At 73.8% G+C, this 16,758-nt stretch carries 12 protein-coding genes; 7 read left to right on the top strand and 5 right to left on the bottom strand.

The genetic code is table 11. The features are described 5' to 3' along the window. Nucleotides 1–20 precede the first annotated feature (20 nt). Nucleotides 21–590, bottom strand: a complete 570-nt coding sequence (locus H4O22_RS16410; protein ID WP_182524412.1) for a hypothetical protein — start codon at nt 588–590, stop codon at nt 21–23. Nucleotides 591–719: 129 nt separating this feature from the next. Here H4O22_RS16410 and H4O22_RS16405 point away from each other — a divergent pair, with 129 nt between their 5' ends. The 3 genes from H4O22_RS16405 to H4O22_RS16395 are packed head-to-tail and all read left to right on the top strand — an operon-like array spanning nt 720 to nt 3,407. Next, complete coding sequence (locus H4O22_RS16405) at nt 720–1,697, top strand: homocysteine S-methyltransferase family protein (RefSeq protein WP_182524411.1); 978 nt, start codon at nt 720–722, stop codon at nt 1,695–1,697. Next, nucleotides 1,694–2,350 carry a class I SAM-dependent methyltransferase gene (locus H4O22_RS16400; protein ID WP_182524410.1) on the top strand — a complete coding sequence of 219 codons (657 nt, stop codon included), beginning with the start codon at nt 1,694–1,696 and terminating at the stop codon, nt 2,348–2,350. Before H4O22_RS16405 ends, H4O22_RS16400 begins: the two co-directional genes overlap by 4 nt. Nucleotides 2,351–2,360: 10 nt before the next feature. Then, a complete protein-coding gene (locus H4O22_RS16395) occupies nt 2,361–3,407 on the top strand; it encodes an alpha/beta fold hydrolase (protein WP_182524409.1) in 1,047 nt (348 codons plus the stop codon). Nucleotides 3,408–3,417: 10 nt separating this feature from the next. Here H4O22_RS16395 and H4O22_RS16390 read toward each other — a convergent pair whose 3' ends face one another. Together H4O22_RS16390 and H4O22_RS16385 are read right to left on the bottom strand one after the other, a co-directional pair. Further along, complete coding sequence (locus H4O22_RS16390; protein WP_182524408.1) at nt 3,418–4,776, bottom strand: HNH endonuclease signature motif containing protein; 1,359 nt, start codon at nt 4,774–4,776, stop codon at nt 3,418–3,420. A 182-nt stretch (nt 4,777–4,958) separates the two neighbouring features. After that, complete coding sequence (locus tag H4O22_RS16385; protein ID WP_182524407.1) at nt 4,959–5,945, bottom strand: malate dehydrogenase; 987 nt, start codon at nt 5,943–5,945, stop codon at nt 4,959–4,961. Between the two features lie 110 nt (nt 5,946–6,055). Here H4O22_RS16385 and H4O22_RS16380 point away from each other — a divergent pair, with 110 nt between their 5' ends. Then, nucleotides 6,056–6,661, top strand: a complete 606-nt coding sequence (locus H4O22_RS16380) for a hypothetical protein (protein ID WP_182524406.1) — start codon at nt 6,056–6,058, stop codon at nt 6,659–6,661. On the opposite strand, the gene H4O22_RS16375 is transcribed toward H4O22_RS16380, so the two are convergent. Next, nucleotides 6,649–7,650 (bottom strand): MIP family channel protein, encoded by a 1,002-nt coding sequence (locus H4O22_RS16375; protein WP_182524405.1) that lies wholly within the window; start codon nt 7,648–7,650, stop codon nt 6,649–6,651. The two genes, H4O22_RS16380 and H4O22_RS16375, sit on opposite strands and share 13 nt — an antisense overlap. Nucleotides 7,651–7,826: 176 nt before the next feature. Between H4O22_RS16375 and H4O22_RS16370 the strand changes: the two genes are divergently transcribed. From H4O22_RS16370 to H4O22_RS16360, 3 genes are all read left to right on the top strand, one after another. Continuing rightward, nucleotides 7,827–10,028, top strand: a complete 2,202-nt coding sequence (locus H4O22_RS16370) for an NADP-dependent isocitrate dehydrogenase (RefSeq protein ID WP_182524404.1) — start codon at nt 7,827–7,829, stop codon at nt 10,026–10,028. A gap of 80 nt (nt 10,029–10,108) precedes the next feature. Beyond that, on the top strand, nt 10,109–13,612 hold the full coding sequence (locus H4O22_RS16365; protein ID WP_182524403.1) for an ATP-binding cassette domain-containing protein: 3,504 nt from the start codon (nt 10,109–10,111) through the stop codon (nt 13,610–13,612). A gap of 81 nt (nt 13,613–13,693) precedes the next feature. Then, a complete protein-coding gene (locus H4O22_RS16360) occupies nt 13,694–14,923 on the top strand; it encodes an MFS transporter (protein ID WP_182524402.1) in 1,230 nt (409 codons plus the stop codon). A gap of 7 nt (nt 14,924–14,930) precedes the next feature. Here H4O22_RS16360 and H4O22_RS16355 read toward each other — a convergent pair whose 3' ends face one another. Continuing rightward, nucleotides 14,931–16,748: an FUSC family protein gene (locus H4O22_RS16355; protein WP_182524401.1), complete on the bottom strand. Its 1,818-nt coding sequence runs from the start codon at nt 16,746–16,748 to the stop codon at nt 14,931–14,933. Between the last annotated feature and the right edge of the window lie 10 nt (nt 16,749–16,758).

Raw genomic sequence — 16,758 nt, 5'->3', positions numbered from 1 at the left:
GCTCAGGGCGCTCAGAGCGCTCAGGCCGACCGGCGACGGCGTACGACGAGTGCCGCGGCGAGCAGGACGCCCGCTGCGCCGACGCCTCCTCCGACCCGAGGCAGCACGGAGGCCTCGGCGGGCGGCGTCGCCTCGCCCTGGTCCTGGAGCGCGTCCTCGGCCACCGGGGCCCGGGGGTGGTCCGGGCGATGGGGTCTAGCATCGGTCCTCCGGCCCTGGCTCTGGCCCAGCGGCCACGCGCTGCAGGCGCCGGTCACGCCGTTGCCGTCCGAGGCGAACACCCAGGTCTCGGGCGAGGAGTACCCGTCCGCGATCGCGTCGCCGTCCTCCGCCCACGACGTCCACTCCTCGGCATGCACCTCGAGCCAGACCTGCTCCTCGACGGGTCCGCCCTTCCAGATCTCGTCGACCTCGACGAGGACGTGGCTGTCCCGGGCGTCGATGATCCGTCCTGCGTACACCTGCTTCGAGTCGGCGACCACCGCCGAGACGTCGACGCACGACAGCGCGGAAGCCGGGGGAGCGAGCGCCACGGGTGCGGCGACCGCGGCGGTGAGAGCGGCGGTCGCGAGCGACGGCTGGATCCTCATGCCTCAGGGACGTGCGCGAGGGTGAGACGGTTCCGGCGCCGCCGAGGACCGGATGGCCGGAACCGGCCATCCGGAGGTGGCCGAATCGAGCGATGCCACAAGACCGGTCGTCGCGATCTCATGGTCGGCATGACCCAGAACCCGATGACGATCCTGAGCGACCGCCCGTTCCTGACGGACGCCGGCCTGGAGACCAGCCTGATCTACGACGACCAGCTCGAGCTTCCCGACTTCGCCGCCTTCACGCTCCTGGCGACCCCTCAGGGGCGGGGCACGCTGCTCGACTACTACCAGCGATACGTGCAGATCGCCGCCGACCACCAGCTCGGCCTGGTGCTCGAGACGGCCACGTGGCGTGCGAGCCCGGACTGGGTGGCCCGGCGGGGCCTCGCGGCCGACGAGGTCACCCGCCTCAACCGGCTGGCGGTGGAGCTCCTGACCGAGCTGCGGGAGCAGAGCCCCACAGCGTCCGGCACCCCGATCGTCGTCAGCGGCTGCGTCGGTCCTCGTCTGGACGGCTACGCGCCCGGGCGGGCGCTCACCGCCACCGAGGCACGGGACTACCACGGGGGACAGGTGGTCGCGCTCGCCGACGCTGGCGCGGACCTGGTCTCCGCGATCACGATGACCTCGGCGGACGAGGCCATCGGCATCGTCGACGCGTGCCGCGCCCTCGGCGTACCCGTCGTGATCTCCTTCACCGTCGAGACCGACGGCCGCCTGCCCGACGGGATGCCGCTCGACCGGGCGGTCCAGGTGGTCGACCAGGCCACCGACGGCTACCCCGCCTACTTCATGGTCAACTGCGCCCATCCCGAGCACTTCGACTCCGCCATCAGTGCGGACGGGGTGGGGATCCGGCGCATCCGGGGGATCCGGTGCAACGCTTCCCGGCTCAGCCACGCGGAGCTCGACGAGGCGGACGAGCTCGATCCCGGGGACCCCGCAGAGCTGGCCGCCCAGTACCTCGCGCTCCAGCGGGCCAACCCGCGGCTCACGATCATGGGCGGCTGCTGCGGCACCAACCACGAGCACCTGGCCGCGCTCGCCGACGCACTCACCGCTGCTCGGGCAGCGACGAGCGACGACGTGGCGGCACCGCGATGAGCGAGGTGCTGGACCGGTGGTTCACCCGGTGGTACCCGCTGCTCATGTCGATCTCCGAGCGAGGCGGCCAGGCCGACGTACGGGCGGCGCAGCTCGGGCGTGCCGTCGGACGGACCCTGGAGGTCGGCGTCGGCAGCGGTCTCTCCCTGCCCCACTACGGCAGCGCCGTCACCGAGCTGGTGCTGGTCGAGCCGGACCGGAACTTCCGCACGACGCTGCGCCGGACCCTCGAGACCGTGGGCGCGACCCGTCCGACCACGGTGCTCGACGCCGACGTCGAGCGCCTCCCCTTCGAGGACGCCAGCTTCGACACCGTCACTGCGTCCTTCACGTTCTGCTCGGTACGGCGTCCTGACGTCGGCCTCGCTGAGCTTCACCGGGTGCTGCGACCGGGAGGCCGGTTCCTCTTCCACGAACACGTCCGCGGCCACGGACTTCGTGCGCGGGTCCAGGACCTGCTCGCCCCGCTGCAGGCAGCTCTCTCGGGCGGGTGCCGCCCCGACCGTGACTTCGCGGGCACCGTGCGCGCCTCGGCGTTCCGGATCGACGAGCTGGTCCCCGACAGGATGCCGCGAGCCTTCCCGACCGTCTCGCCGGTCGTCCACGGCGTCGCGTCGCGCACGACCGAGGACGCTGCCGGCGAGCGGTCCTAGACTCGACTGCGTGCCCGACGAGGACCAAGTCGTCCGCTACTCGACCGTTGAGGGTCGCTCGGTCGCGTGGGCCTCGGTCGGCACCGGTCCGCCGCTGCTCGTCGGCGGGTGGTGGTCCGGCCACCTGGGCCTGGACTGGAAGGACCACCGGTTCCGCCGCTTCGTGAGCGCCCTGGCGACGCAGCACCGGATCATCAGGTACGACCGCCCGGGCTGCGGGCTCTCCGACCGATCCGGTCCATCCCCGGCTTCTCGGGAGGACGAGGTGGCTGTCCTCGCGGGGCTCGTGGAGGCCATCGGGCTCGAGTCCCTGTCGCTGTTCGGCGCGAGCTCGGGGGCGGTCGTCGCCGCCGGCTTCGCGGCGGCCGAGCCGAGCCGGGTCGATCGTCTGGTGGTGTACGGCGGCTACGCGCACGGGGCGGACATCGCCTCCCCGGCGGCACGCGAGCTCACCATCGACGTCGTACGGCGCCACTGGGGCCTGGGATCGCGCGTCCTCGCCGACCTGTTCATGCCGGGCGCGACGGCTGCGGAGAGGGCCGGCTTCGCCGCGTTCCAGAGACAGGCCGCGACTCCCGAGGCGGCAGCGGCCGAGCTCGCGCTGGCCTACCGGCTCGACGCGCGAGATGCGCTCCGCACGCTCACCCTGCCCACCCTGGTGCTGCACCGCCGCGCGGACCGAGCCATCCCGTTCGCGCTGGGACAGGACGTGGCCTCCCTGGTCCGCGGGGCGCGCCTCGTCGAGCTCCAGGGGGACGAGCACTTCCCCTGGCGTGGTGACTCGCGCGCGGTCACCGACGCGACGGCCGGGTTCCTGGCGGGCCGCGATCCTCGCCCGGCCGCTGCGCCGGCGGGTGGCCCCGCAGCGAGCACCCTGTCTCCGCGCGAGGCGGAGGTGCTCCGGCTGGTCGCTGCGGGGCACACCGACGCCCAGATCGCGCGGGAGCTCACGCTCAGTGCCCACACCGTGCACCGGCACGTCTCGAACATCCGGACCAAGCTCGGGGTGCCCTCGAGAGCTGCCGCAGCCGCCTGGGCGGCGCGGCAGAACCTGTAGGCACCCCGCGTCAGACGGCGAGGACGAGCTCGAGGAGTCGTTTCTCCCGGCGGGTGAGGGTGTGGATCTGCACCGCGGGTCGGGGGAGGTCGGGTGCGGTCGAGGTGACCTGGTGTCCGGTCGGGGTGGTGGTGGTGACCCGATGTCGACTGGATCCCGCATCGAATGGATCGGGTGGGTCGGTGGTGGTGGTCCAGCCGGGGGCCTGCTTGGTGTGGTTGCACTGCTCGCACAGCCCTTGACCGTTGATCCCGGTCGTGGGACCACCTACGGCCCAGTCCTCGATGTGGTCGTGGTGGCGCACGGGGGCGTCGCACCAGGGGGTGCGGCAGGACTGGTCGCGCAGGTCCAGGAACAACCCGAGCCCGGCGGGGAAGGTGCGGGCGACCGACTCCAGGGCGGTGAGCTGGCCGGTGGTGGGTGAGACGTAGAGCTTGCGCAGCGTGGCCAGGGCCTGCTCGGTCGCGGTCGCGGTGAGCTCGCGGGCCAGGGCGGCGGGGATCGGGCCATGGCCCCCCAGCCAGGCGGGGTCGGTGCCCCCGGCGATCAGGGTCTGGTCGGAGAGGGTCATGTTGACCGCGACCGGCACCGCCTCGGCGGTGTCCTGGCCGGTGACTCGGACCACCAGGGTGTCGGCCATGATCTGTCCGCGGGTGCGGGGGTCACCCTGGGCGCGGAGCCGGTCGGCGTGGGCGCCCAGGCACGCCCAGACCGCGATCCCCTGCGCGGCTGGGAGCAGTGCGGTGACCTGCGACATCGTCTCCGGCACTGGGCGGACGCTGACCCGGCGCTCGGAGACCTCGCGGCGGGCCCGGTCGACCACGGCGCGGGGGTCCAGGGTGTAGCCGATCTTCTTGGCCTCCGCGACCAATCGCCGGTCCCCCCACCCCTCGGCGGTGGCCGGGTCGGCGAACAGGCGGGTGTCCACGGCGGCGCGGTCCTCGCGGGACAGGCAGGCGGTCTCCCGCGCCACCAGGGTGGCCCGCCACTCGGAGAGCACCCCGGCCTCCATCGCGGCCAGCGCGTGCGGCATCTCGTGGACCAGGACCTTCGCGAGCCCGAGGTGGGTGCCGCCGCGGTGCGGGGACTCCCGCCGGGCCAGCGCGACCTGGCCGGCCACCCCACGGCCCCGCTGGTCGGCCGGGACTCCGCGGTGGGTCTGCTCCTCGCACTGGGAGACGTCCAGGTCCACGCTCAGCCGGGCCTGGGCGGCGCACAGTTGCGCCTTGAGGTCCTCACAAGCCCGGATCCGATCCACCCGCTCGGCGTCGCTCAACCCGGGCTCGACCAGGCCGGCCGCCCAGGACGCCACCCGGTCCGCGCCGGGCACGCCGGTGCCGTCGACGAGCGGGTGGGGGGTTCGGGACATGCCCCGATTCTATCGAACACGCGTTCGAACAGCAACGAATTGTCCCCAGCACTTTCCCAACTCGTATGACGCAAGGAGGCCCGGACGTACGGCCCCGCGAACACAAGCGCCGACTCGGCGTACGAACGACACCGGCCCGCCGCCCCCGGGAGGAGGACGACGGGCCGGGGTGCGGGGGTGCGTCAGATGAGACCGAGCTCGGTGACCGCGCTGCGCTCGTCGGCGAGCTCGGCGGTGGAGGCGTCGATGCGCGCGCGGGAGAAGTCGTCGATGGCGAGGCCCTCGACGATGGTCCAGTCGCCGTCCTTGGTGATGACGGGGAAGGAGGAGACCAGGCCCTCGGGGACGCCGTACGAGCCGTCGGAGGCGACCGCCATCGAGACCCAGTCGTTCTCGGCGGAGCCGAAGAGCCAGTCGCGGGCCGCGTCGATGGTGGCGGAGGCGGCGGAGGCCGCCGAGGAGGAGCCGCGGGCCTCGATGATCGCCGCGCCGCGCTTGGCGACGGTCGGGATGAACGTGGACTCGATCCAGTCCTGGTCGCCCACGACCTCGGCGGCGTTGCGGCCGCCGATCTCGGCGTGGAAGAGGTCGGGGTACTGGGTCGCGGAGTGGTTGCCCCAGATCGTCATCTTGGAGATGTCGGTGACCGCGGCGCCGGTCTTGGCGGCCAGCTGCGAGATCGCCCGGTTGTGGTCCAGGCGGGTCAGCGCGGAGAACCGCTCGCGCGGGATGTCGGGGGCGTTGGTCATCGCGATCAGCGCGTTGGTGTTGGCGGGGTTGCCGGTGACGCCGACGCGGACGTCGTCGGCGGCGACCTTGTTCAGCGCCTTGCCCTGGGCGGTGAAGATCGCGCCGTTGGCCGAGAGCAGGTCGCCGCGCTCCATGCCGGGGCCGCGCGGGCGGGCGCCGACGAGCAGGGCGAGGTTGACGCCGTCGAAGATCTTCTCCGGGTCGTCGCCGATCTCGACGCCGGCGAGGTTCGGGAACGCGCAGTCGTCGAGCTCCATGACGACGCCCTCGAGAGCCTTCAGAGCCGGGGTGATCTCCAGCAAGCGCAGCTCGATCGGGCGGTCACCCGCCAGGGCTCCGCTCGCGAGGCGGAACAGGAGGCTGTAGCCGATCTGGCCGGCGGCGCCGGTGACGGCGACCTTCAAGGGGGTGGGGCTCACGACGACTCCTAGTCGGGTCCGGGAAAGAAGGGGCTCTTCCGCCTGCCGACGCTAGCAGCGGGACACCGCCCCCCGGCACGAGGGTTCGCGCCGTGGGGGATGCTTCCCCCATGCGCCCAGGAGTACGCCGGACGGTCGTCGCGCTCGCACTCCTCGCGCTGTCGGCGTCCACCACAGGCTGCGCCGCGGACCCGGATCCGAGCCCGCCCGCGGGCGTCGACGGGCTGACTGTGCCGAGCCCGTCCCCGGACCCGGACGACTTCGACGCGGCCGGCGGCGGCGTGGACAACCCGTGGCTGGCGCTGGACCCGGGGTCGACCACGACGCTGGAGGGGACCGACGGCGCGGTCACGCTGGCGGTCGCCGAGGACCCCACCACGGTCGGGGGGATCGAGGCCACGGAGGTCACGTTCACCGACCCGCGGGGGAGCACCACCGCCCTGCTCGCCCAGGACGACGACGGCAACGTCTGGCGCCTCGGCGACACGGGGGCGGAGGCCGGCCTGGTCATGGCCGCCACCCCGCGCCTTGGCGACGGCTACGGGACGACGTACGCCGGGGGCGCGGTCGACGCGCGCGCCGAGGTCACGGACCTCGAGGGGGACACCCTCGAGGTGCGGTGGACCGACCGCGCCGGGACCGACGCCCTCGCGACCTTCGAGAAGGGCACGGGGCTGGTCCGCCTCGAGACCGCGTTCGGGGCCTACGGGCGGTAGTCGTCCGGCGGGCGCACCTGGGTCTGGTCGTCGGGCGGCGGCGCCTGCGGGTCCTCGACCGGAGCGGACTGCTGCTGCTGCTGCTGGGCCGGGATCCACTGCTGCGCGTAGGGGTCCCACTGCCAGCCGTCCTGGATGATCGGCTGGCCGGTCGAGACCTGCTGGTTCCACTGCTCCTGGTACTGGTCGGAGGCGCCGTAGCCCGGCACCGCGGCCGCCTGCGTGGGGCGGCGCAGCCGCAGCCCCGAGCCCGGCACCGGGTCGCCGGCGCGGCCGAAGAGCAGCGGGTAGACCGCTCCGGCGATCGCGGCGCCGACCAGCGGCGCCAGGATGAAGAGCCAGAGCTGGAGGATGGCGTCGACGCCGGCGAAGAGGGCCGGGCCGATGGACCGGGCGGGGTTGACCGAGGTGCCGGTCGCCGGGATCCCGACGAAGTGGATCGCCGCGAGCGTGAGCCCGATGACGAGCGGGGCGAAGGCGGGGTGCTCGTTGCGCGCGTCGGTCACCCCGAGGATGACGAGGACGAAGATCGCGGTCATCAGCATCTCGAACAGGAACGCCGCCCACGCGGCGTACCCGCTGCCCTCGTCGCCGAAGGAGTTCTGGCCGAGGCCGAACCGGTCGACCTCGTAGCCGTCGTAGCCCTGCAGGAGCAGCAGCAGGACGGCGCCGGCCAGGATCGCGCCGACCAGCTGGGCGGCGACGTAGACCGCCACCTGCCGCCAGGCGATCCGGCCGCTGATGGCCGCGCCCAGGGACACGGCGGGGTTGAAGTGGCCGCCGGAGATCCGCCCGACGGCGTAGGCCATCACCGCGACGGCGAGGCCGAAGGTCAGGCCGATCGAGACGATGTCGAACTCGTCGACGGCGTTGAGGTAGACCACCGACCCGCACCCGAAGAACACGAGCACGAAGGTGCCGATCGCCTCGGCGGCGGCCTGCTGGAAGGTGGTGGGCGCGGGGGGCGCCTCGACGACTGCGTCCGTCATGCGGGCTCCTGGGGTCGGCCTCGTCGGGTCGGTCGGGAACTTCCACTGTAGCCAGCACCCCCGCCGGCGGCGGGGACATTGCCGAGGCTGGTCACGGGTGCAAGGGTGAACCGGACGCACCCACCGGGTATCTTGACGTCGAGAAACTTTCCTCCCAGCACAGGAGTCGTCGCACCATGGCCACCATCATCTACACCCACACCGACGAGGCGCCGCTGCTCGCGACGTACTCGTTCCTGCCGATCATCCAGGCGTACGCCGCGCAGGCAGGCGTGGAGGTGGAGACCCGCGACATCTCGGTGGCCGCGCGCATCCTGGCGCAGTTCGGCCTCGCCGACGACGCGCTCGGCGAGCTCGGCGAGCTGGCCACGAAGCCCGAGGCCAACATCATCAAGCTGCCCAACATCTCCGCCTCCGTCCCGCAGCTCAAGGCCGCGATCAAGGAGCTGCAGGAGCAGGGCTTCGAGATCCCTGACTACCCCGAGGCCCCCTCGACCGACGAGGAGAAGGAGGCCCGGGCCAAGTACGACAAGGTCAAGGGCTCCGCGGTCAACCCGGTCCTGCGCGAGGGCAACTCCGACCGCCGCGCGCCGGCGTCGGTCAAGAACTACGCGAAGAAGCACCCGCACCGCATGGGCGCGTGGAGCGCGGACTCCAAGACCAACGTCGCGACGATGGGCGAGCACGACTTCCGCTCCAACGAGAAGTCGGTCGTGATCCCCTCCGACGACACCCTCACCATCAAGCTGGTCGGCGCCGACGGCACCGAGACCGTCCTCAAGGACGGCATCACGGTGCTCGCGGGCGAGGTCGTCGACGGCACCTACATGGACGTCGCGGCGCTGCGCCGCTTCCTCACCGAGCAGGTGGCCCGGGCCAAGGCCGAGGGCGTGCTGTTCTCCGCGCACCTCAAGGCCACGATGATGAAGGTCTCCGACCCGATCATCTTCGGCCACGTCGTGCAGGCGTTCTTCCCGACCCTCTTCGACCAGTACGGCGAGCAGCTGCGGGCCGCGGGGATCTCCCCGAACGACGGTCTCGGTGCGCTCCTCGGCGCCGTCGAGAGCCTGCCCGAGGGCGAGGCGATCAAGGCCGCGATCCAGCAGGGCCTCGCCGACGGCCCCGCGCTCGCGATGGTCGACTCCGACAAGGGCATCACCAACCTGCACGTGCCGAGCGACGTCATCATCGACGCCTCGATGCCGGCGATGATCCGCACCTCCGGCCACATGTGGGGCCCCGACGGCGAGGAGCACGACACCCTCGCGGTGATCCCGGACTCCTCCTACGCCGGCGTCTACCAGACCGTCCTCGACGACTGCCGCGCGCACGGCGCCTTCGACCCCGCCACCATGGGCTCGGTCCCCAACGTGGGCCTGATGGCCAAGGCGGCCGAGGAGTACGGCTCCCACGACAAGACCTTCGAGATCCCCGCCGCGGGCACCGTGCAGGTCGTCAACAGCGCGGGCGACGTGCTCATCGAGCACGACGTGCAGCCCGGCGACATCTGGCGCGCCTGCCAGACCAAGGACCTGCCGATCCGCGACTGGGTCAAGCTGGCCGTCACCCGCGCCCGCGCGACCGGCGCCCCGGCGGTCTTCTGGCTCGACGAGACCCGTGCCCACGACGCGATCCTGATCGAGAAGGTGCGCGAGTACCTCGGCGACAGCGACCTCGTGGGGGACACCGACGGCCTGACCATCGAGATCATGCCGCCGGCCGAGGCCACGGCGTACTCCCTGGAGCGGATCCGCAAGGGCGAGGACACCATCTCGGTCACGGGCAACGTGCTGCGCGACTACAACACCGACCTGTTCCCGATCCTCGAGCTCGGCACGTCGGCCAAGATGCTCTCGGTCGTCCCGCTGATGAACGGCGGCGGCCTGTTCGAGACCGGCGCCGGCGGCTCGGCGCCCAAGCACGTGCAGCAGCTGATCAAGGAGAACTACCTGCGCTGGGACAGCCTCGGCGAGTTCTTCGCGCTGGCGGCGTCCTTCGAGCACCTCGCGGGGTACGACGACAACCCGCGCGCGCAGGTGCTGGCCGACACCCTCGACCGGGCGACCGGCACGTTCCTCGACCAGGACAAGTCCCCGACCCGGCGCGTGGGCGGCATCGACAACCGCGGCTCGCACTTCTACCTGGCGATGTACTGGGCCCAGGAGCTCGCGGGCCAGTCCGACGACGCCGAGCTGGCGGCGACCTTCGGGCCGCTCGCGGAGCGGCTCGCGGCGGAGGAGGAGACCATCGTCGCCGAGCTCAACGGCGTGCAGGGCAAGCCGGCCGACATCGGCGGCTACTACCGCCCCGACGACGCCAAGGCCGACGCGGTGATGCGTCCGTCGAAGACGCTCAACGAGGCGCTCGCCACGATCTGATCGCTGCCTGACCCCTCGCGACGAGCGCCCAGCGGTAATCGCTGGGCGCTTGTCCGTGGGAGCCCGTAGCGTCGTCGCCGATGAGCACCGCCACCCTCCCCGAGGCCGACACCGGCCGCCCGGTCGTCCCGCCGACCGACAGCCCCGCCCGCCGTGTCGACTGGCGCCGCCTGCGGGGCCGGGTCGCCGGCATCGCCCTCGTCGGCTCGATGCTCGCCGCGATCGGCCAGACGCTCGGCACGGTCGTCGCCGGCCAGATCGCCGAGGACCCCGCCCCGGGCCTGGTCGGCCTGCTGGCGTTGTGCGTGGTCGGGGCGGCGCTGCTCGACACCGCCGGCCGCACCGCCTGGGCCGGCGTCGTCGACCGGGCCGAGGGCCGGCTGCGCGCCGACCTCCTCGACGCGGCGCTGCACCAGCCGCTCGGGATGCTCTCCGAGCAGGCGGTCGGCGAGGTGCTCGACCGGGTCGACGACGACACCCACGAGGTCGGCGCGCTGGTGCGCCGCCAGGTCTGGGACGCGCTGCGCACCGTGTTCGCGGTCGTGCCGATGTGGATCGTCGCCGGCCTGACCTGGTGGCCGGCGTGGGTGCTGTTCCCGCTGTTCGGCGCCGGCACCATCCTCGTCGTCCGGCCGCTGCTGGCCGAGGTCGCCGAGCGCAAGGTGCTCGAGGAGATGGCCTGGACCGACCACGCGGCGGCGATGGAGGAGGGCGTCACGGCCCGCGACGACGTGCGCGCGAGCCTGGGCCAGGCCCACGTCGTACGCCGGTGCGCGGAGCAGTCGGCGCGGGTGCACGAGTTGTTCCTGCGGGTGCTCGAGGTCGAGACCCGGATCGCCCGGCGCGCCGGGGTGCTGCTGCACGGCCTGCTCGCGGCCGTCGGGGTGATCGGCGTCGCGCTCGCCGCCGGGGGAGACCTGTCCGTCGCCCGGCTGGTCACCCTGTTCCTGGTCACGACCACCTTCGTCGGGCAGATCGACCAGGTGGCGCGCCACCTGCCCGACCTCCAGGCCGGCGTCGGGGCCCTGATGCGGCTGCGCCAGCTGCTCGGCACCGAGCCGGAGCCGGTCGGCGGGCTGCCGGTGCCCCCGGGCCCGGTCGACCTCGAGCTGCGCGACCTGCACTTCGCCTACGAGGAGGGCACCTTCGCGCTGCGCGACGTGTCGCTGCGGGTGCCGGCGGGGCAGACCTGCGCCCTGGTCGGGCGCACCGGCTCCGGCAAGTCCACGCTGGCGGCGCTGGTGTCCCGCGCGGTCGACCCGCCCCGGGGCACCGTCCTCCTCGGGGGCGCCGACGTCCTCGACCTCGACCTCCAGCAGCTGCGGGCAGCGGTCGGGGTGGTCACCCAGCGCACCGAGATCCTCGCCGGCACCCTCGCCGAGAACGTCACGCTCTTCCACGACCTCCCGCGCGCCGCGGTCGAGGCCGCGGTCACCGAGCTCGGCCTCGACGACTGGGTCGCCGGCCTGCCCGAGGGGCTGGACACGCCGCTCGGCCCCGGCGGCACCACGCTCTCGGCGGGGGAGGAGCAGCTGGTCGCCTTCGCGCGGCTGCTGGTCCGCGACGTCAGCGTGGTCGTGCTCGACGAGGCGACCGCCCGGATGGACCCGCTCACCGAGTCGCTGGTCGTGCGCGCCGCCGACCGGCTGCTCGTCGGCCGCACCGGCATCCTGGTCGCCCACCGGCTCTCGACGACGGCCCGCGCCGACGTCGTGGCCGTGCTGGACGCGGGCCGCGTGGTCCAGCAGGGGCCGCGGGCCCAGCTCGCCACGGCGCCCGGGCCGTTCCGCACGCTGCTCGACGCGGGCGGCGCCGAGCCGGAGGTCGAGCACGCCGGCACGCCGACGGCCGTCGGCGGCGTACGCCGGTCCGGCCCGCCGCCGTCGCTGCCCGAGGTCGGCACCGGGCCCACCCTGACCCGCGGCATCGTCTCCGCGCTGCTGGTGGAGCCGCGGTGGGGCGTGGTCGGCGCCGTCCTCTTCCTGGCCGCCGCGCTGGTGGGCGCGTACGGCGCGCTCACCGGCTTCGTCTGGGGCCACCTGGTCGAGGACCTCCAGGACGGCGGCGAGCCGATCGGGCTCACCGTGGCGCTGGTCGCGTCGCTGCTCGTCGCGCCGCTGCTGCTGGCCAGCGCGTTCCTGCGCTACCCGCGGTGGTGGATCGAGGTGATGCTGCGGGTGCGGATGACGGTGCTCGCCGGCCAGACCGAGCAGCACCGGTTGACCCGCACGCCCGCCGGCGAGGTCGTGGCGCGGGCGATGGACGCCGACCGCTACGTGCGGTACGCCGACCGCTGGGTCGACCTCGTGAACGGCCTGGTGATCGTGGCCGTCACCGCGGCCGCCAGCGTCAACCTGCTCGCCGGCGGGGTGCTGCTGACGGTCATGGTGGCCTCGGCCCTCGCCTCGACGGCGGGTCGCCCGATCGCGGGCCGGTCGGCGACCGAGTCGTCGGCGGCGCGAGCGCGGTTCGGGCGCTCGCTGGTCTCCGCGCTCGAGTCGGCCCGCACGGTCAAGCTCGCCGCGGCCACCCCCGCGGTCCACCGCCACCTGCGCCGGGTCGACGGGGGGCGCGTGGACGCGGCCGTGCGCGAGCACCGGGTCCAGGCGGTCCTCGACGGGGTCCCGGTGGTGCTGGTGCAGTGCGGCGTGGTCGCCGCCTGGGGGATCCACGAGGCGGGCGGCTGGGGCCTCGCGACCGCGCTGCTGGTGGCCAACGCGGTCAACGGCTTCGACTGGTTCGGTCGGGTCGCGGGGTCGGTGATCACCGAGGCTCCCGGCACCCGCTCCTGGCAGCGGACGACCAGCCGGCTGGCCGGTGGGGTCGACCTGATGCAGCTGCCGCCCGGCGTCGACCTGGTCAGCGGGGCGGCGCCCGACCCGGCCCCGGTCCAGCGGGTGCCGCTGCGCACCCTCGAGCTGCGCGGCGTCGACGCCGTCCACGACGACGGCACCCGCGGGGTCGTCGGGGTCGACCTCACGGTGCAGGCGGGCGAGCTGGTGCTGCTCCTGGGCCAGGTGGGGTCCGGCAAGTCCAGCCTGCTCGGGGTGCTTGCGGGCCTGGTCGCCCACACCGGCTCGGTGCGCTGGAACGGCACCGAGGTCGACGATGCCCAGACGTTCCTCCGGCCCGCGCAGGTCGCCCACGTCGCGCAGGTGCCCCGGGTGCTCTCCGGCACCTTCGCCGACAACATCCGCCTCGGGCACCCGCGGGCGCTCGAGCAGGCGATCGCCGACGCGCGGCTGGAGTCCGACGTCGCCGACGCCGGTGGGCCGGACGCGGTGGTCGGGCACCGCGGCGTACGGCTCTCCGGGGGGCAGGTGCAGCGCCTCGCCCTGGCCCGCGCCCTGGCCGCCGAGACCGAGCTGCTGCTCGCCGACGACGTCTCCAGCGCCCTGGACGCCGCCACCGAGATCGAGCTCTGGCAGGCGCTGCGCCAGCGCGGGACGACCGTGCTGGGCGCGACCTCCAAGCGGGCGGCGCTCGCGCAGGCCGACCGGGTCGTGGTGCTCGTCGACGGCGAGATCGCCGCGAGCGGGCCGTGGCGCGAGCTCGAGGGACGGTGGGCCCACCTCGCCGGGTGAGGAGAATCGCACCCGAGGTCCGGAATAGGAGTCCCCGCGGGGCCGGTTGGAGGAGGAGTCCACCCCCGACCGGAAGGCTCCATGACGACCACCGAGGCCCCTGCCACTCGCGACGACGAGGAGCTGGGCGGGCGACGGTTCGTGCTCGCGGTGCTCGCCCTCGCCGTGGGCGGGTTCGCCATCGGCACGACCGAGTTCGTGACCATGGGCCTGCTGCCGCAGATCGCCGAGGGCATCGGCGTCTCCGAGCCCAAGGCCGGCCACGTGATCTCGGCGTACGCCCTGGGCGTCGTCGCGGGTGTCCCGCTCCTCTCCTTCTTCGCCACCTCGCTCCCGCGACGGGGGCTGCTGGTGGCCCTGATGGGCGCATACGCGGTGTTCAACGTGCTCAGCGCGGTGGCCACCGGCTACGGGATGCTGACCTTCGCGCGCTTCCTCGACGGGCTCCCGCACGGCGCCTACTTCGGGGTCGCCAGCCTGGTGGCGGCGAGCCTCGCGGAGCCGCGGCACCGCGGCCGGGCGGTCGCTGGCGTGATGCTGGGCCTCTCGGTGGCGAACGTGATCGGCGTCCCGGTGGCGACCTGGGTCGGCCAGCACCTCGGCTGGCGGTCGGCATACGTGATGACCGCGGTGATCGCGCTGCTGACCATGGCGCTGGTGCTGGCGTTCGTGCCGTCCGTGCCCGGCGACAAGGGGGCCACCGGCGCCAAGGAGGCGCGTGAGTTCTTCGGCCGCCGCCAGGTCTGGCTGACGCTCGCCGCCGGCGCGATCGGGTTCGGCGGGCTGTTCGCGGTCTACTCCTACATCGCCACGACCGTCACCGACGTGGCCGGGCTGACCGAGGGGTCGGTGCCGTTCTTCCTGCTCGCGTTCGGTCTCGGCATGGTCGCCGGCACCTGGGTGGCGGGCGAGGTGGCCCGCTGGTCGGTGCTGCAGTCGCTCGTCTGGTCCGGCGTCGGGTCGGCGATCCTGATGCTGGTCTTCTGGGTGGTCTCGCCGTACGGCTGGTGGCTGCTGCCCGTGGTCTTCTCGATCACCGCCGTCGGGTCGGTGCTGGTCACCAACCTGCAGCTGCGCCTGATGGACGTGGCCGGCGACGCGGTCACCCTGGGGGCGGCGATGAACCACGCCGCGCTCAACAGCGCCAACGCGCTCGGCGCGTGGCTCGGCGGGCTCGTGATCGCGGCCGGCTACGGCTACCGCGCGCCCGCCCTGGTCGGCGCGGCGCTGTCGGTGCTGGGCGTGGTGATCCTGCTGTGGTCGGCGGTCAGCCACCGCAACGGGGAGCGCGCGGCGGCCGACGCCGCCTGACGGCCGCTCAGCCGCTCGCCGGCAGCGTCCGCAGCAGGTACCGCTCGGCGTCGCCGGACTGCTCCACGAGGTCCCGCAGGGTGGCGGACGCGGCGCCGTTCGCGTGGGCCACGCCGGTCGTCCGTCGGGGGGCGCCGGTCTCCTGGGCCTGGAGCATCTCGGCGGCCTCGGCCAGCGAGGCGTGGTCGACGGTGGCGGTGTCGACGATCGTGACGACGTCGCGCAGACCCGACTGCAGCCGGTCGAGCTCGGCGAGCTGGTGCTCGTCGAGGTGCTCGCGGTCCGGCACGAGCTCGTCCTGCTTCTGCTGGGCGTCGCGGTGCAGCGCGATGGCCTCCGGCACCGGCACCCCGCTCGCCGCGGCCCGCAGCACGGCCGAGGTCGCGTCGGTCGCCGACTCGATCCGCTGGCGCAGCGGTGCGGGTCGGAACGCAGGGACGACCGCGAAGCCGAGGACCAGACCGACCGCGACGGCGGTGGCGGTCAGCCCGGCGTACTGGAGCAGGAGCTCGCCGGGGTCGAGGTCACGGGTGACGGCGTTGAAACCGACGCTGACGACCACCATGAAGGCCGCGCCCAGGGCGGGCCGGGTGACGATGTACCAGAGCCCCAGGGCGAGGGACACCGCCGCGACGGCGGTGAGGTAGCGGCCGGGCACGGTCAGCAGGATCACCGCGACGGCACTCGACCCGGCGACCAGGCCGATGACCTTGTTCCGCGCCTTCGTGAGCGTGTCGCGCCAGCTCGCCTGGAGGATCCCGAAGGTGGTCAGCAGCACCGTGGCGACCAGGGGGTCGCCGGGCTCGAGGCCGGAGGTCACCACCAGCATCACCAGCAGCCCCAGCGCTGTGCGGAGCGCGTGCCGCACCTGGATCGACCGCAGTCGGCCGGACGGGTGCAGCACCGCGCTGCGGAAGTCGTGCCGGTCCCCGCGGTCGAGCACGACCGCGGTCGTGTCGCGCTGGTGGGCCGCCTGCTCGACGGTGTCCAGCGCGGCCGTGGCCTCGGCCAGGGGCACGGCGGTGGACCCGGTCGTCCCGTCGGAGGCAGGCGGGTGCTTGGCACGCACCTGGTCGGCCAGCCCCGCCGCCCGGGTGCGGAGCGCGGCGGCCCCCGACGGGTCGGCCGTGGCGGTGAGCTCGCCCGCCCGGAGGGCGAGGCGGTAGCGGGAGGCCCCCTCGAGCGCGGTCGCGAGCCAGCGCTGCCGGCCGTCGCTGAGCCAGGTGTCGAAGGCCGTCGCCGTGGCCGCGGCGGCGTCGTCGGCGACGAGGACCGCAGCGACCTGCTCCCGGGTCGGCCCGGACGGGTCGGAGATGCCGAGCGCCACCCGCACCAGGACCGCGACCACGATCCCGGCCACGGCGGCCGCGATCAGCTGCTGGTGGTCTGCCGCCCCCCGGGTCGCGTAGGCGTAGCCGTACAGCGTGAGCATCCCGAGGCCGAGACCGGTGTGGGCGAACCGCGGGCCCCGCAGCGGCAGCAGGGCCGCGACGAAGCCGATCACCACGACCAGCGCGATCGCGGCCGGTCGCGAGACCTCGGCCAGCAGCCGTGGGACGACGGCCCCGAAGAGCAGGAGGGGGGACACGACCGCGGCGGTCCGCAGGTCGGCGCGCAGCGGCCCGCCCATGAACGCGACCAGGCCGAACAGGCCGGCCATGCCGCCGATGATCGCGGCGGGACCGGCGTCGAAGGTGTCGGCGAGCATCACGGCGGGCACGACCGCGATCGCCATCAGGAACAGCAGCGCGGGACTGCCGCCGGGCCTGCGTGGCGCCGTCGACCCTGGCGGTGTCGGGGGGTCGCTCTCGCTGACGTCGCTCACGGCCTGCTCC

This window comes from Nocardioides dongkuii, from assembly GCF_014127485.1.
GTDB classification, from domain to species: domain Bacteria; phylum Actinomycetota; class Actinomycetes; order Propionibacteriales; family Nocardioidaceae; genus Nocardioides; species Nocardioides dongkuii.
Note: the sequence above shows the minus strand (reverse complement) of the source record. Positions and strands in the feature narration are given on the sequence as shown.

Bases quoted from the DNA above. Each gene is read 5' to 3' on its own strand.
- H4O22_RS16410 (WP_182524412.1), bottom strand. From the start codon at position 590: ATGAGGATCCAGCCGTCGCTCGCGACCGCCGCTCTCACCGCCGCGGTC.
- H4O22_RS16400 (WP_182524410.1), top strand. From the start codon at position 1,694: ATGAGCGAGGTGCTGGACCGGTGGTTCACCCGGTGGTACCCGCTGCTC.
- H4O22_RS16365 (WP_182524403.1), top strand. From the start codon at position 10,109: ATGAGCACCGCCACCCTCCCCGAGGCCGACACCGGCCGCCCGGTCGTC.
- H4O22_RS16390 (WP_182524408.1), bottom strand. From the start codon at position 4,776: ATGTCCCGAACCCCCCACCCGCTCGTCGACGGCACCGGCGTGCCCGGC.
- H4O22_RS16380 (WP_182524406.1), top strand. From the start codon at position 6,056: ATGCGCCCAGGAGTACGCCGGACGGTCGTCGCGCTCGCACTCCTCGCG.
- H4O22_RS16375 (WP_182524405.1), bottom strand. From the start codon at position 7,650: ATGACGGACGCAGTCGTCGAGGCGCCCCCCGCGCCCACCACCTTCCAG.
- H4O22_RS16405 (WP_182524411.1), top strand. From the start codon at position 720: ATGACCCAGAACCCGATGACGATCCTGAGCGACCGCCCGTTCCTGACG.
- H4O22_RS16360 (WP_182524402.1), top strand. From the start codon at position 13,694: ATGACGACCACCGAGGCCCCTGCCACTCGCGACGACGAGGAGCTGGGC.
- H4O22_RS16370 (WP_182524404.1), top strand. From the start codon at position 7,827: ATGGCCACCATCATCTACACCCACACCGACGAGGCGCCGCTGCTCGCG.